Genomic DNA, 15,602 nt, shown 5'->3' on the forward strand with positions numbered 1-15,602 from the left:
AAAGAGGCAAACAATTCAATCTGACTCAAGGCAGGTCGAATAATCTATAACACATTTTGGAGAGTGAGTTAAATGGAGAGTAACCCGAGACCCAACCTAGTGTATATATTTGCGGATCAATGGAGAAGACAGGCGGTGGGTTATGAAGGGGAAGATCAAGTAATCACACCCAATATAGATGCTTTTTCCGAAGAAGGTACCGTTTTCTCAAATGCATTAACGGTATCACCATTATGCTCGCCCCACCGTGCATCCTTACTTACAGGAAAATATCCAATAAGCACAGGTGTATTTACCAACTGTAAAGTTGGTGCAGACGTAATGCTGCAACCAGATGAAATTTGTATAGGTGATGTACTGGCAGACTCAGGATACGAAACCTGCTATATCGGAAAATGGCATTTAGATTTACCTGAACTTAATGTGTCTGATAATCCTGTTTCTGGTGCTAATGGATGGGATGCCTACACACCGCCTGGTCCAAAACGACATGGATTTCAGCATTGGTATTCATACGGAGCATGGGACGACCACTTAGCTCCTCATTACTGGGGAGATAGCCCCGAAAAAATAAAAGTTCAACAATGGTCTCCCGAACATGAAACAGATAAAGCGATTGAGTTTATTGAAAAGCGGAATCAAGATAGCGCTTTTGCACTCTTTGTTTCTTGGAATCCACCACATAGCCCGTTTGATCAGGTACCAGATAAATATCGAAAAGTATATGAAGGGACAGACATCAAGTTCCGAGAAAATATAGAAATTCAAGATCCCCTATTGGTACATACAGGGGAACATATAGAAGGTGGAGAAGAGAGACTAAAAGAGAATCAACTTAATTATTTTGCTGCAATAACAGGATTAGATGAACAGTTTGGTAGGATTCTAGAAACGTTAAAAGAGAAAAAACTTGAGGAAAATACAATTGTTGTACTTACTTCAGATCATGGTGAAATGATGGGATCACATGGGCTAATGGCGAAGCATGTATGGTATGAGGAGTCGATCGGAGTACCGTTTATCATTCGTTGGCCAAATAAAATTCCATCCGTCAAATCAGATGTATTACTAAATACGGTTGATATTATGCCTACTATTTTATCATTAATGAAACTGACAACGCCTGATACAGTCGAGGGGACAGATCTGTCGGATTACATTATTAAACAAAGCAATGATGGACCTGGCCATGCATTTATAACTTGCTATCCTGGTCGAAAAGAGGCATTAGAACAGTTCCAAAATGCAGGAGTTAGTAATCTCGCCTATGGGTGGCGTGCGATAAGAACGAAAGAATATTTGTATGTGATTCATAATGGGTATTCTCCTGAGGATGCGCAAAACCGATTATTTTATAAATTAATGGAGGATCATTATCAACAACGCCCGGAAACAATCCTAGAACCGGAAAAACATCCAATCGTTTCAAGTTTAGAGGAAAAATTATGCAATTGGTTAAAAGAAATGAATGATCCATTTTTACTAAATCAAACGAAAAAGGCGGTAGAACAATGACTGTAATTGTAAATGAAGTAAAAACAGAAAAGATTATAGATAAGGCAAGATTTGAACAGAATTCCAAAGTAGATCGCGCATTCGTTGAAAAAGCAATTGACCATGTTTTAGCGAAAATTGACCAAAGTCTAGATATTTTCACAGATTATTTTCCAGATTCAAATAGCCATAATCAAGTGTATCCTCCAATCGAAAACGTAGAGTGGACGACAAGCTTCTGGACAGGAATGCTGTGGCTTGCTTATGAATGGACGGGGGATGAAAAATATCGAAAAGTTGCAGAAAAGCAGCTAGACAGTTTTGCAGAACGTCTAGAAAAAAGAATTGAAGTTGATCATCATGATTTAGGATTTCTATATTCGTTGTCATGTGTGAATGCTTATCAATTAACTGGAAATGAAAAGGCAAAGGAAACAGCCATTAAAGCGGCTGACCTTTTAATTACTAGGTATTACGACAAAGCGGGAATTATCCAAGCATGGGGAAATCTTAATGATCCAGCAGAACGTGGCAGAATGATTATTGATTGCAATCTGAATCTACCATTACTCTACTGGGCATCTGAAGTTACAGGCGACAAAAAATATCATCAAATTGCAGAAAGCCATGTCAAACAAGCAGCAAAATATATTGTGAGGGAAGATGCTTCTACATTCCATACGTATTATATGGATCCGGAAACGGGTGAGCCATTGTATGGAAATACAAGACAAGGATATTCCGATGATTCTTGTTGGGCACGCGGTCAAGCATGGGGAATCTACGGTTTTCCGTTAAGTTATTCATATACGAATGATTGGAGCCTAATTGAATTAACAAAAAAACTGACAAACTACTATTTAAATAGAATACCTGAGGATTATATTTGCTATTGGGATTTAATCTTTACTGATGGTGAGGAAGAAAGAGATAGCTCTGCAGCGGCTATTACGGCATGTGGATTACTTGAATTAACGAAGTATCTGCCACTAACCGATGAAGATAAAAAATTATACGAAAATGCTGCATTATTGATGGTTCAATCACTTTATGAAAACTATCGAACTGAAATTGATAGTGAAGCAAATGGAATTCTAAAGCATGCGGTCTATTATAAAGGCGGCGGTCGCGGAATTGATGAAAGCTGTATTTGGGGAGATTACTACTATTTTGAAGCCCTCATTCGGTTGGCAAAAGACTGGAAAAAGTACTGGTAAACAAATAGATGGGTTAATGTAACATAATGTCGACATCTAACTAGAGAAGGGGAAGACGGATATGGGAATAAACGACAGTAAATTATATAGGGCAATGGATTTTATCATGAACACCTTTTTATTAAACTTAATTTGGGTTCTCACGTGTATTCCCATTATCACGATTTTTCCTGCAACAGCTGCTATGTTTGGAGTGGTCCGTGAATGGAAAAGAGAAGGCGATATCAGGATATTCGCCTCCTTTTTCCGTTATTTTAAAGAAAATATAAAACAAGGAATTGTCCTCCAGTTAATCTGGTTATTCATTGCCTTTCTTTTTATCATTAACTTTAATTTCACGAACCAAATTCCATCCAATGTGAAGTATTTGTTATTCATGCTCTATTTCTTGGTGTTACTCTTATTTATCTTTACTTCGATGTACTTATTCCCAGTCATGGTTCAATTTAAAGTGACTTGGATGCAAGCAATTCGAAATGCTCTTATATTATCGATTAGCAATCTTCAATATACTCTTATATTGCTATTGATTCTGATTATTGGTGCTGTTACTATTTATTATTTTGCAGGAGCTACAATGTTAATTTTTAGTATAGCTGCATATTGCATTTATAGTGTTGCGGACCGTACTTTTAGTAAGGTAACAGAAGAAGTACTCTGAAAATCAAAAAAAAGCAGAAAGTTAAGTAGTGGAAATTAATTATCTAACTACTTAATTTTTTTAGTTATCGGGTTGAGCCGTCAACTGAACGGTGGTATTTTAAAAATGTATTAGTTTGAAAGTCCCAACATGCATGGTATTATTAACTTGTTGAATATTGAAAATCGTTAGAAGAGGATGAAGGCAATATGGTTAACCCATTAAATCATGGGACATTTATTCCACTTTATTATCAGCTAAAAGAAATCATTGAGAAGAAGATTGAAACGGGCGAATGGAAGCCAGGTGACAAGATTCCTTCTGAAAATGACTTACGGACATCCTATAATGTAAGTCGAAATACAGTTCAAAAAGCATTAAATGACCTCGTTACAGAAGGGTTGTTAGAAAGAATTCAAGGAAAAGGAACATTTATATCTAAACCCAAAATAGAGCAATCCTTAACTAGTTTTTATAGCTTTAGTAAAGTTATGGAGAATAAAGGGATGAACCCAAAAGATATTCTTTTGAACTTAGATATCCAAACTGTTCCTAATAAAATAGCTAAGGAACTTCAAATTAGTGTTGAAGAAAAAGTGGTAACGTTACAGCGTATTCGTACGGCTAACAACGAACCTATTATCCTGGAGACATCTTATATACCAAGTAAGTTAGTACCTGGGTTAAGACGTGAAGATATCGAAGCATCTTCTTTATATGGTTTATTAGAAAATAAATATGAGATTATTGTATCGAAAGCAGTCGAAGCATTTGAACCCGTTCTAGCAAGTAAAGAAGAGAGTAAATACCTGCAGATTGAAGAGGGTGCGCCTAGTCTTTTATTAGACCGTACTGCATATGATATTCAAGGTAATCCGGTAGAATTTTGCCGCTCAATTGTTAGAGGAGATCGCTGTAGGTTCTATACAGAACTTCTCTAAAATTTTTTGAAAATAAAATTGCACCCAACAACCTGTCAACGGTATAATGAGAATACAGTATATTTAAAACAAATTTTTGTAGTGAGGGGAGAGTGAGAAGATGAAACGAGCATTAGGAGTGGATATTGGAGGAACGAAGATTGCTGCGGCAATTATTGATGAAGAGGCAAACATTCTTTATCGTTCGGAGGTACCAAGTGATCCATCAGATAAAGAAAAGATGTTTGAGCAAGTAGTGAACGTAATTAACAATGTATTGGATGAATCCCATTTAAACATACAACAAATAGAGGGCATTGGTTTAGGAGTACCAGGAATTTTAGATCGAGATTCAGGTATTGCTATTTTCCAAAATAATTTACCCTGGAAGGGCTTTCCGATTGTAAAACGAATAAAGGAAGCTTTTCCAGTAGAAAAAGTTGTGATTGATAATGACGTTTATATGGCGGCGTTTGCGGAGTGGCAAATGTATGGAGCAAATCAAAATGAAACCTTTGTTTACTTTACGATCAGTACTGGTATTGCGGTTTCAATCATTCATAACGGAGATTTTATCCGAGGAATGGGATTTGCAGGTGAGCTAGGACTATTTCCTGTGAAAGCGGCGAATGGAATAGAAAGACTTGAGCAAGCGGCAGCAGGTCCAGCCATTCAAAGATTGACGAACAACACGATGACGTCCAAAGAAGTGTTAGAAAAGTATCAGCAACAGGATGAATATGCACATTCTGTGATTTCAAATGTAGTTGAATCACTTGCCCATGGCTGTTATGCCATAACCTGTATATTGGACCCTCAAAAAATAGTCTTTGGGGGAGGCGTTATTAATAATAATGCTTTTCTTCTTCCATTAATCAAGCAGAAAATGGAAGAGTACTGCATTCCAGACCAGAAAGCTGCTGTTAGCCGATTACATATAAGTCAATCAAAGGGAGACGCTGGTGTACTTGGTGCAGGACTCAGAGTGTTCAATAGGAAGGGTGTTGAAGACTGTGGAAAAACCAAACATCTTATTAATCACGAGTGATCAACAGCACTTTAATACGATAGGAGCATTTAATTCAGAAATTCAAACACCAAACCTTGACCGCCTAGTTGAGGAGGGTATTACATTTCAGCGAGCATACTGTCCTAATCCAACCTGTACACCGTCACGCGCATCCATTATTACGGGAATGTATCCGAGCCAGCACGGGGCATGGACTCTAGGAACAAAATTATTAGAAGATCGACATACAATAGGGGAATACTTACAGAAAAATAATTATCGTACTGCATTGGTAGGAAAGGCTCATTTCCAACCAACTAAAACAACCGAGGAATACGAGTCGGTAGAATCCTATCCATTATTAGCAGATTTAGAGTATTGGAAGTCATTTGATCAAGAATTTTATGGGTTTGAGCATGTTGAACTGGCAAGAAACCATACAAATGAACATCTAGTTGGGCAACACTATGCTTTATGGATGGAAGAAAAGGGCTGTGAAAATTGGCGGGATTATTTTCTTGCACCCACGGGTAACATGGACCCAGAAATAAAATATACATGGGATATTCCTGAAGAGTATCACTATGATACCTGGATAGCGGAAAGGACAAACGCTCTGCTAGAAGATTACGTGAAAAATGGTGAGAATTTCTTTCTATGGTCTAGCTTTTTTGATCCCCATCCACCTTATCTTGTACCAGAACCGTGGGATAAGATGTATGATCCAGAGCAATTGACCATACCAAAAGGAAAGGAAGGGGAGCATAAGCAAAATCCCCCTCATTTTCAATTAACTCAGGAACTGAACCCTGATTTCAGCTCTTACATGGAAACTGGTTTTGGAATTCATGGATACCATTCACATCGTGACGTGGAGGAGGAAGATCATAAGAAGCTTACTGCTACCTATTTCGGAATGATTAGTATGATGGATAAATATATCGGAAAAATAATTGATAAGCTTGATGAACTTGGTATTGCTGATAATACGATCCTTGTTTTTACAAGCGATCATGGTCATTTCTTTGGCCAGCATGGTCTTCAGTATAAAGGCGGGTTTCATTACGAAGATTTGATTAAGGTACCTTTTATTGTCCGATATCCAGGACAAATTCCAGCAGGAGTTGTTTCGGATGCGTTGCAATCATTGGTCGATCTTTCACCTACTTTTATGGATTTTGCAGGTTTGGAGCTGCCAATTGACATGACGGGTATCAGTCAAAAGGAAGTTTGGACAGGAAAACAAAGCAGTGCCCGTGATCATATCGTTTGTGAATTCCGCCATGAACCTACGACCATTCATCAAAAAACGTATGTAGATGAGCGGTATAAAATAACAGTTTACTATAACCAATCATATGGGGAGCTATTTGATTTGCAAGAGGATCCCAACGAAAACCACAATCTATGGAATAATCCAGATTACGCTACCTTGAAAATGGAGCTCTTGCTGAAATATATTTGGGCTGAATTGGGGAAAGAACTTCTCCCGATGCCACGGATATCCCATGCATAACAATGAATATCGAATTCTATTAAAGTGAGGAGATGCTTTTATGTTGAAGTTAGATGGAGCTACTCATACGGCTTCTGAAATTTTCCAACAACCATTAGTTTGGAAGAAGTCAATTTCTCTTTTTGCAGAGAAAAGGAATGAATATAAGGGTTTTTTACAGGAAATCTACTCAAAGCATGAAGTTGTTAAAGTTATTTTAACCGGTGCTGGAACTTCTGCTTTTATCGGTGATATTCTGGCACCAATCTTTAAACAAGAGGGAAAAAATAAAGTCTTTTTTGAAGCTGTTCCAACAACCGATATTGTGTCTAATCCAACTGAATATTTGGTTTCAGAAATACCGACAATTCTTGTTTCGTTTGCACGCTCCGGACAAAGTCCTGAAAGTGTGGCAACAGTAAATCTTGGGCAGCAGCTAATAAAAGACTTTTATCAAGTAGTCATTACTTGTAATAAAGACGGTCAGCTCGCAAAAAACGTTCAAGACGATAAGAATAGTATTGTTATTCTGCTGCCTGAGGAAGCGAATGATAAATCGTTAGCCATGACTAGTAGCTTTTCTTGCATGATGTTAATGGCATACGCATTGTTTACGAACAATCCTTCTTTTGACCAAGAGATGAATCTAGTTATTGAGAATGGTCAGCATTTAGTCACTACGGTAAATACAACAGTAGATACGGTATTGGAATATGATTTTAATCGTATTATTTATCTTGGATCAGGGCTGCTTGGCCAATTGGCCCACGAAGCCTCTTTAAAAATGCTAGAGCTAACAGCTGGAAAAGTGGTTGCAGCATTCGAATCTTCATTAGGCTTCCGTCATGGTCCAAAATCAATTCTTAACGATCAATCTGTTGTTGCATTGTTCGTATCAAGTGACCCTTATACGAGAAAATATGATCTTGATATTCTTAAAGAAATCTCAGGAATTCCAGGTGTAAAAGTGATCGCCTTAAGTGAAAAATTAGACGAAACAGTAGAACAATATGCTGATTGGAAAATTCCTGTGAACACATCAGGTGAATTAGTGAAAAACGATTTTTACTTAGCTTTATTATATATTGTCTTTGCCCAAACATTGGCAATGAAGAAATCTATAAATCTAGGCATTTCACCTGATAATCCGAGTCCAGATGGTGTAATTAGCCGTGTCGTTCAGGGCGTAACAATCTACGATTACAAGTGAGATGTTAGTTAAAGGAAGAATGACAATGACATACTATTTGAAAGCTGAAAAGTTTCTGTTAGAAAACGAGGAGAAAATGGGTGGCTACTTATTCATCAAGGACGGGAAATTTGGATCTTTTGTAAGTCAGATCCCAGAGGGAGCAACAGTAGTTGATTATAGTGGCTACACGATTGCACCAGGTCTCTTCGATACTCATATTCACGGTATAAAAGGTCATGACATTATGGATGGAGAAGTTGAAGCAATCAACGAAATATCTAAAACGCTATTATCACTTGGTGTGACACGATTCTTACCTACTACTTTAACGTCTTTAAAAGATGACTTAGATCGTGCAATCATCGCGATTCGTGAAGCAGTAGAAAACGGTCTTCCGGGTGCTCAATCAGAGGGGATTTTTTTAGAAGGCCCATACTTCACGGAACTTCATAAAGGAGCACAAAACTCAAGCTACTTCAGGGATCCAGATGTTGAAGAATTTCAATATTGGCAACAATTAGCGGATGGTTCAATTAAAAAAATTGCAATTGCACCTGAAAGACAAGGGGTTTTCGATTTTATTCGAAAAGTGACCGAAGAAGGTGTATTGGTGAGTATTGCTCACACTAATGCAAGTTTTGAATGCTGCAAGGAGGCAGTGGATGCTGGGGCCAGGAACTATGTCCATTTATTTAACGGAATGACTGGATTGCATCACAGAACGCCTGGTGTAGTTGGAGCGGCATTAGTGGATGACCGAGCCTTTGCTGAACTGATTTGTGATGGTTTCCATGTTCATCCTGATGTTTCCGCACTTGCCTTACGGATTAAGGATGACAAGCTAATACTAATTACAGACTGCATGCAAGCAGGATTAATGCCTGACGGTAATTATCACCTTGGTGAATTTTCAGTTGTCATGAAAGATGGAGTCGCCAAATTAGAAAGCGGTTCCCTTGCAGGCAGTACGCTGAAGTTAATTGATGGCGTTAAAAATCTGCAAGAGTGGAGCAGCGAATCTTTATATAAAATATGGCATCTTGGCTCACTAACTCCTGCAGTAAGTTTAGGGAAAGATACTCAGTTAGGCAGTATTTCACCGGGAAAGATTGCAGATTATGTCGTATTGAATAACCAATTTGAAGTTCAAGCAACAGCTGTTGCTGGGGAAGTAAAATATCAGAAGTAATTGGATATGTCTTAGAACACGATTGCAAGTAAAAATTCCTAGATAAGGATGATGATAGATATGGTATCTGTTCAACCAAAGAGTTATATACAAAATACAAAAGAAATGTTGTTAAAAGCAAGTCGTGAGGATTATGCTGTACCGGCATTTAATATTCATAACCTCGAAACAATCCAAACAGTTGTGGAAGCTTGCGTTGAAATGAGGTCGCCAGTTATTCTAGCAGCTACTCCGGGTACAATGAAGTATGCTGGGCGAGCCTATATTCAAGCGATTGTAGAAGTTGCGGCTAAGGAAAATGATATACCAATCGCTCTTCATCTTGACCACCATGAAACCTATGAATCTATTGTAGAGTCCTTGGAATTAGGAACAAAATCGGTGATGATTGATGGGTCCCATTTATCATTCGAAGAAAATATTGCCCTTGCGAAAAAAGTAGCTGACAAGGCTCATGAATATGGGGCTACTGTCGAGGCAGAGCTAGGTAAACTAGTAGGGCAAGAAGATGACCTTATCGTTGAGGCGAAAGATGCTGCCTATACAGATCCTGATACAGTAGAAGAATTTGTAGCACGAACAGGTATTGACTCACTTGCAGTTGCGATTGGAACAGGTCATGGTTTATATGAAACAAAGCCGAATCTTGATTTTGCTCGACTAGCTAAAATCAAGAGTTTGGTCGATGTACCAATTGTATTACATGGTGCCTCTGGCATTTCAAAAGAAGATGTTCAAAAATGTATTTCTTTAGGATGTGCCAAGGTTAATATTTCAACCGAATTAAAAATTCCGTTCTCTGAAGGTTTACGTGGACACTTGATTGAAAACCCACAAGAAACAGATCCAAGAAAATATTTTGGATTAGCAAAAGCGAAAATGAAGGAAGCAGTAATTGAAAAGATCCTGATCTGTATGAGTAACGGAAAAGCATAACCTTGATGAGGTGGGGAATCAAAAACCTGTGTGTGATTAGACGCGCAAGGCGATGGTCCTCACCTTTTTTTAAAATAATGAGGTGAGGTGTATATTCATGATATTAACCATTACGTTAAATCCTTCTGTCGATATAAACTACAAGTTGGATCAGTTTAGTTTAGATGGAGTGAATCGAGTCAATCATGCTGGCAAAACAGCAGGTGGGAAAGGACTAAACGTAGCCCATGTACTAAGGCAATTAGAGGAAGAGACAGCTGCATCTGGATTTCTGGGTGGTAGTTTAGGAGATTTTATTCGGAAAGAAATAAATAATAAAGGTATCAAAGATTTTTTTGTAGAAATTGAAGGTAACACAAGGAATTGCATTGCAATCATTCATGAGGGCAAGCAGACTGAAATATTAGAAAGCGGACCTAATATAAGTCAAAAAGAATCAGTAGATTTCTTAGAAAGATATGCAGAAGCCGTACAGCAGTCAAGGTATGTTACGATTTCAGGGAGCACTCCACAAGGAATCAACGACGAATATTACAGCCAATTAATCGAGCTGGCTCATAAGTTTCATAAGCCTGTTTTATTAGATACAAAAGGTTCCCTGCTTAAAGTAACATTGCAAAGTAAGAATAAACCATATTTAATCAAACCAAATCAAGAAGAATTAGGAGACTTGATTGGGACCGCGTTAACGAGTGAAAAAGAGATTTTATCAGCTTTACAACAAGAGATTTTTCAAGGGGTAGAATGGGTAGTTGTTACCTTAGGTGGAAAAGGTGCGATTGTAAAGCATAGGGAGAATCTCTATCGGGTCCGAATACCCAAAGTAAAGGTTGTAAACCCAGTGGGCTCCGGAGATTCGGTTATTGCTGGTTTCGCTGCCGGATTATCGCGTGGTTTTAAGGAAGAAGACCTTATTAAATTCGGTCTTGCTATGGGTACAATTAATACCTTGGAAGAGAAAACTGGAAGTATTGACGTGAATAAGATAAATTGGTGTTTGGAAGAAATGAATGTAGAACAAATCGTACAGGAATTTATCTAATTTTAGCCTCGTTGCCGATCATGTCCTAACCTAAGTGATAAGATTCACATAACTTTTTTGAATTTTTTACTAATATGGATATAGATGACACGAAGGTAGGGGATATAGGTGAGTACATGTGGGGTAACAACAGCTAATGTAACGGGAGTTCTTTGGAAAACGGTATCAGAGGCTTGTAATCTAGCCTGTGAATATTGTTACTATAGCAAATGTAAAGGCAGAATTGATAACTTAAATCGTATTGAAGATGATGTACTGGAAAAGTTTATTAAGGAATATATGGCGATATCGAATGGTGTGGCTTCTTTCGTATGGCAAGGTGGAGAACCACTCTTAGCGGGATTAGAATTTTTTAAAACGGTAGTATCCCTTCAAGCCAAATATGCAAAACGAAATACAATTATTAGCAATTCGATTCAAACAAATGGGACGTTAATCACACGTGAATGGGCAGGATTTTTTAAAAAATACAATTTCTTAGTTGGCGTTAGTCTTGATGGTCCGAAACATATTAATGATGCAAAGCGGGTTACAGGCTCAGGAGGTGGGAGCTTTAACTCGATTATGAAAGGGATTCAGCATTTAAGAGATGAGAATGTAGATTTTAATATCCTAACTGTCATTCATGAGGGAAATGTCACTAAAGGTAAAGAACTGATGGAGTTTTACATAGAAGAGGAATTTCAATTTGTTCAATTTATTCCATGTATGGATTTTAAATCACAAGAAGTAGGTCAATTAGGAAGATACACGATAACACCCAAACAGTATGGTGATTTCTTATGCCAGGTATTTGATATTTGGTACAATGACGGAAATCCTTTTCTATCTGAGCGATTTTTTGATAATATGTTGGCCGTCTATCTTCACCAAGAGGCGGAAATATGTATTCACCGTAAGACGTGTCCAAAAACATTAATTTTGGAACAAAATGGAGATGCATATCCCTGCGATTTTTATATTCATGAAGACTATTATTTAGGCAATGTGGGCAATGATCCACTAATTGATATTATTAATCATAAGAAATTTAATGAATTTACGAGTTTAAAAGAAGATCTGTCCGAACAGTGTTTGAACTGCGAGTTTCTTCATCTATGTCATGGAGGATGTCCGAGAGCTCGCAGCTGGGATCCGCAGAAACAAACGAATGTAGAATATTTCTGCCAAAGCTATAAACAAATTTATCGATATGCAGACGAAAGAATGCAAAAGGTAGCAGATAAAGTGAAGGAAAGAAGATTAGGAGAATACATTCAAAATGGCGGAAGGCCTCCTGAAAGAAATGAACTTTGCATATGCGGCAGCGGGAAAAAGTTTAAAAAATGCTGTGGGAAATATACCGTGTTAACTTGATTCATTGGGAGGGGTATAGAAAACCAGCAGGAATAAGTAAGAAAATAACGAATTGTTATATTGAAGGAGTGAATCAGCATGAGTAATGAAATCAAGTCTTGTTGTTCAGTAAGTAGAACAGCAATAGAGCCTCAAGTGAAAAAAACTTCAAGTGAACCAAAGATAAATTCAGAAAAACAGTCATCATTCGACGATATGGTTTATATCCCCGGTGGAGAATTCTTAATGGGAACAGATTTGAAAGAAGGATTTCCAGCGGATGGAGAAGGCCCGATTCGTAATGTAAAAGTAGATCCCTTTTATATGGATACTTATGCGGTTACGAATGCACAGTTTGCCGAGTTCGTGAATGATACAGGATATAAAACAGAAGCGGAAAGTTTCGGATGGTCATTTGTGTTCTATCAATTAATCTCGAAGGAAGTAGCAAAGACTGTTAAAAATCAGGTCGCGTCTACACCGTGGTGGTGGGTAGTAGAAGGTGCGTATTGGAAACAGCCTGAGGGAGCAGATTCCTCAATTGAAAACCGAATGGACCACCCAGTCATTCATATTTCATGGAACGATGCCATGAACTATTGCAAGTGGGCTGGGAAGCGACTTCCGACCGAGGCTGAGTGGGAATTTGCAGCAAGAGGAGGTCTGCAGCAAAAGATTTATCCTTGGGGAGATGAATTGAATCCAAACGGTGAATATCTTTGCAATATTTGGCAAGGTAACTTTCCAAATGAAAATACAAAATTAGACGGGTACTTATCGACTGCACCTGTCACTGCATTTCCTGCTAACGGCTATGGGTTATATAATATTGTTGGAAATGTATGGGAGTGGTGTGCGGATTGGTTTAGTCCTAATTTTCATGTATTTGAGAGTCGGGATCATCCGAAAGGACCATCTACTGGACAAAACAAAGTGATGCGTGGCGGGTCCTATCTTTGCCATCATTCGTACTGCAATCGGTACCGGGTTGCTGCTAGGAGTTCGAATACACCTGATAGCTCAACCGGAAATCTTGGCTTCCGATGTGTGAAGGACGCTTGAGTATACTATATTGAATTGAAAAACCACGAAGGAATCTAATTATAGGTCCTTCGTGGTTACTATTGCAAAGTATCAAATGAACTTCTCAAGCCATTCAAACGCTTCGTCTTCATCCGGACCTTCAACACGAACCGTTATGATTTGTCCTTCTCGAATAGCAGCTCCCATTAATCCTAAAATACTTTTGGCATTATAAGATCTATTCTTAAAACGAAATTCCACATCACTCGTAAACCTGCTTAAGTTCTGAACTAATTCCCCGGCTGGCTTAGCATGCAGTCCTTCCTTGATCGTAACTGTCACTTCTTTTTCAATCAAAGCATTCCACTCCTTACAAGAGTTAATTTTAAAACGACCATTACTACATTTATTCTGGAAAAATATTTTTAGACCTAAAAAAACTTTCCTTCACAGGTAGATAAAAAGAGGCAAGCATGTTTTAATTTTAAGTAGAAAATGTAAGTGAGGAGGAAAATAATTTGGAACAATACATACTTTCGTTAGACCAAGGTACCACAAGCACACGCGCCATTTTGTTTAATCAAGAAGGTGAGATTGTTCATGTAGCACAAAAGGAATTCACTCAAATTTTTCCAAAACCCGGCTGGGTTGAACATAATGCTAATGAAATTTGGGGCTCCGTTCTATCAGTTATGGCGTCTGTTTTATCGGAAGCAAATGTGAAAGCGGAGCAAATTGCCGGAATTGGAATTACAAACCAACGTGAAACCACAGTTGTTTGGGATAAAGAAACTGGTCAACCAGTATATAACGCTTTAGTTTGGCAATCTCGTCAAACTGCCAGTATTTGTGAAGAGCTTAAGGCTCAGGGATTGAGTGATACATTCCGTAATAAAACAGGTTTATTAATTGATGCATATTTTTCTGGAACGAAAGTTAAATGGATTTTAGATAATGTAGAAGGAGCACGTGAAAAGGCAGAAGCTGGTAAGCTTCTATTTGGAACAATTGACACTTGGTTAATTTGGAAACTGTCAGGTGGAAAAGCTCATGTAACGGATTATTCAAATGCTTCCCGAACATTAATGTATAATATCTATGATTTAAAATGGGATGATGAGTTATTGGAGCACTTAACCATACCAAAATCAATGCTTCCTGAAGTTCGACCATCATCTGAAATTTATTCAAAAACGGTTGATTACCATTTCTTTGGCCAAGAAGTGCCTATCGCAGGTGCTGCTGGAGACCAACAAGCGGCTCTTTTTGGGCAAGCATGCTATGAGCAAGGCATGGTGAAAAACACATATGGCACAGGCTGTTTTATGTTAATGAATACAGGTGAAAAATCAGTATCTTCCAAGCACGGATTGTTAACAACAATTGCATGGGGTTTAAACGGAAAAGTGGAGTATGCATTGGAAGGTAGTATCTTTGTTGCAGGATCCGCAATTCAGTGGCTTCGTGACGGCCTTCGGATGTTTAAAGATGCGAAAGATAGCGAAGACTATGCAGGGAGGGTTGATTCAACGGAAGGTGTCTATGTTGTTCCAGCATTTGTAGGTCTTGGTGCACCTTATTGGGATAGCGATGTTCGCGGTGCTGTTTTTGGTTTAACTCGTGGAACTTCAAAGGAACATTTTATCCGTGCAACCTTAGAATCATTAGCATATCAAACAAAAGATGTCCTAACTGCGATGGAAGCTGATTCTGGAATTTCTTTGAAAACACTTCGTGTGGATGGTGGGGCGGTTAAAAATAATTTTCTGATGAATTTCCAATCAAGCCTTTTAGGAGTTCCTGTAGAACGTCCAGTTATTAATGAAACAACAGCTTTAGGGGCAGCATACTTAGCGGGTTTAGCAGTGGGCTTTTGGAAGGATCAATCTGAAATCTCAAGTAAATGGGCAATCGATCAAACCTTTGAACCTGAGATGAGTAGTAATAAGCGCGAGGAATTGTATAACGGTTGGAAAAAAGCTGTACATGCAGCTATGGCATTTAAATAAAAAATATGATAAGATAAAGTTAAGTTAATAATTCGGTAGGAGATTGGGGAGAGACCGCAGGAGCATTGTCACTATTGTGCAATGTCTTTTGTGGTCTCTTT

14 protein-coding genes are annotated in these 15,602 nt (G+C 38.2%); 13 read left to right on the top strand and 1 reads right to left on the bottom strand.

Annotated features, from left to right (window positions below):
• The first annotated feature begins 72 nt into the window (after positions 1–72).
• The 12 genes from LKW28_RS00190 to LKW28_RS00245 all read left to right on the top strand — a co-directional run bounded on the left by LKW28_RS00190 (position 73) and on the right by LKW28_RS00245 (position 13,531).
• Positions 73–1,515, top strand: coding sequence for a sulfatase (locus LKW28_RS00190; protein ID WP_229138323.1), 1,443 nt, complete (start codon positions 73–75; stop codon positions 1,513–1,515).
• Entirely contained in the window at positions 1,512–2,711 is a 1,200-nt protein-coding gene (locus LKW28_RS00195) for a glycoside hydrolase family 88 protein (protein WP_229138324.1), read from the top strand. Before LKW28_RS00190 ends, LKW28_RS00195 begins: the two co-directional genes overlap by 4 nt.
• A 61-nt stretch (positions 2,712–2,772) precedes the next feature.
• Positions 2,773–3,372: a YesL family protein gene (locus LKW28_RS00200; RefSeq protein WP_229138325.1), complete on the top strand. Its 600-nt coding sequence runs from the start codon at positions 2,773–2,775 to the stop codon at positions 3,370–3,372.
• A 188-nt stretch (positions 3,373–3,560) separates the two neighbouring features.
• Complete coding sequence (locus LKW28_RS00205; RefSeq protein WP_229138326.1) at positions 3,561–4,292, top strand: GntR family transcriptional regulator; 732 nt, start codon at positions 3,561–3,563, stop codon at positions 4,290–4,292.
• Between the two features lie 100 nt (positions 4,293–4,392).
• Positions 4,393–5,319, top strand: a complete 927-nt coding sequence (locus LKW28_RS00210; protein ID WP_229138327.1) for an ROK family protein — start codon at positions 4,393–4,395, stop codon at positions 5,317–5,319.
• Entirely contained in the window at positions 5,285–6,796 is a 1,512-nt protein-coding gene (locus tag LKW28_RS00215; protein WP_229138328.1) for a sulfatase, read from the top strand. Before LKW28_RS00210 ends, LKW28_RS00215 begins: the two co-directional genes overlap by 35 nt.
• A gap of 40 nt (positions 6,797–6,836) precedes the next feature.
• Positions 6,837–7,985 carry an SIS domain-containing protein gene (locus LKW28_RS00220; protein WP_229138329.1) on the top strand — a complete coding sequence of 383 codons (1,149 nt, stop codon included), beginning with the start codon at positions 6,837–6,839 and terminating at the stop codon, positions 7,983–7,985.
• Between the two features lie 25 nt (positions 7,986–8,010).
• Positions 8,011–9,156, top strand: a complete 1,146-nt coding sequence (gene nagA / locus LKW28_RS00225) for an N-acetylglucosamine-6-phosphate deacetylase (protein WP_229138330.1) — start codon at positions 8,011–8,013, stop codon at positions 9,154–9,156.
• A 60-nt stretch (positions 9,157–9,216) separates the two neighbouring features.
• Positions 9,217–10,092, top strand: a complete 876-nt coding sequence (gene gatY / locus LKW28_RS00230) for a tagatose-bisphosphate aldolase subunit GatY (RefSeq protein WP_267497815.1) — start codon at positions 9,217–9,219, stop codon at positions 10,090–10,092.
• A gap of 97 nt (positions 10,093–10,189) precedes the next feature.
• Positions 10,190–11,134, top strand: a complete 945-nt coding sequence (gene pfkB / locus LKW28_RS00235) for a 1-phosphofructokinase (protein WP_229138331.1) — start codon at positions 10,190–10,192, stop codon at positions 11,132–11,134.
• Between the two features lie 108 nt (positions 11,135–11,242).
• Positions 11,243–12,490, top strand: coding sequence for an anaerobic sulfatase maturase (locus LKW28_RS00240; protein ID WP_229138332.1), 1,248 nt, complete (start codon positions 11,243–11,245; stop codon positions 12,488–12,490).
• A 78-nt stretch (positions 12,491–12,568) separates the two neighbouring features.
• Positions 12,569–13,531, top strand: coding sequence for a formylglycine-generating enzyme family protein (locus LKW28_RS00245; protein ID WP_229138333.1), 963 nt, complete (start codon positions 12,569–12,571; stop codon positions 13,529–13,531).
• A gap of 72 nt (positions 13,532–13,603) precedes the next feature.
• Here the strand turns inward: LKW28_RS00245 and LKW28_RS00250 are convergent, their stop codons facing one another.
• A complete protein-coding gene (locus LKW28_RS00250) occupies positions 13,604–13,849 on the bottom strand; it encodes an HPr family phosphocarrier protein (protein ID WP_229138334.1) in 246 nt (81 codons plus the stop codon).
• 161 nt (positions 13,850–14,010) lie between these two features.
• Between LKW28_RS00250 and glpK the strand changes: the two genes are divergently transcribed.
• On the top strand, positions 14,011–15,501 hold the full coding sequence (glpK, locus tag LKW28_RS00255; RefSeq protein WP_229138335.1) for a glycerol kinase GlpK: 1,491 nt from the start codon (positions 14,011–14,013) through the stop codon (positions 15,499–15,501).
• Positions 15,502–15,602: the final 101 nt, after the last annotated feature.

It is taken from the genome of Bacillus sp. REN16 (assembly GCF_020731355.1).
GTDB lineage: Bacteria > Bacillota > Bacilli > Bacillales > Bacillaceae_L > Ferdinandcohnia.

What these genes read in the sequence shown, in the direction of transcription:
- LKW28_RS00220 (WP_229138329.1), top strand. Translation starts at nt 6,837, where the DNA reads ATGTTGAAGTTAGATGGAGCTACTCATACGGCTTCTGAAATTTTCCAA.
- LKW28_RS00210 (WP_229138327.1), top strand. Translation starts at nt 4,393, where the DNA reads ATGAAACGAGCATTAGGAGTGGATATTGGAGGAACGAAGATTGCTGCG.
- LKW28_RS00195 (WP_229138324.1), top strand. Translation starts at nt 1,512, where the DNA reads ATGACTGTAATTGTAAATGAAGTAAAAACAGAAAAGATTATAGATAAG.
- LKW28_RS00200 (WP_229138325.1), top strand. Translation starts at nt 2,773, where the DNA reads ATGGGAATAAACGACAGTAAATTATATAGGGCAATGGATTTTATCATG.
- LKW28_RS00190 (WP_229138323.1), top strand. Translation starts at nt 73, where the DNA reads ATGGAGAGTAACCCGAGACCCAACCTAGTGTATATATTTGCGGATCAA.
- pfkB (WP_229138331.1), top strand. Translation starts at nt 10,190, where the DNA reads ATGATATTAACCATTACGTTAAATCCTTCTGTCGATATAAACTACAAG.
- LKW28_RS00245 (WP_229138333.1), top strand. Translation starts at nt 12,569, where the DNA reads ATGAGTAATGAAATCAAGTCTTGTTGTTCAGTAAGTAGAACAGCAATA.
- gatY (WP_267497815.1), top strand. Translation starts at nt 9,217, where the DNA reads ATGGTATCTGTTCAACCAAAGAGTTATATACAAAATACAAAAGAAATG.
- nagA (WP_229138330.1), top strand. Translation starts at nt 8,011, where the DNA reads ATGACATACTATTTGAAAGCTGAAAAGTTTCTGTTAGAAAACGAGGAG.
- LKW28_RS00205 (WP_229138326.1), top strand. Translation starts at nt 3,561, where the DNA reads ATGGTTAACCCATTAAATCATGGGACATTTATTCCACTTTATTATCAG.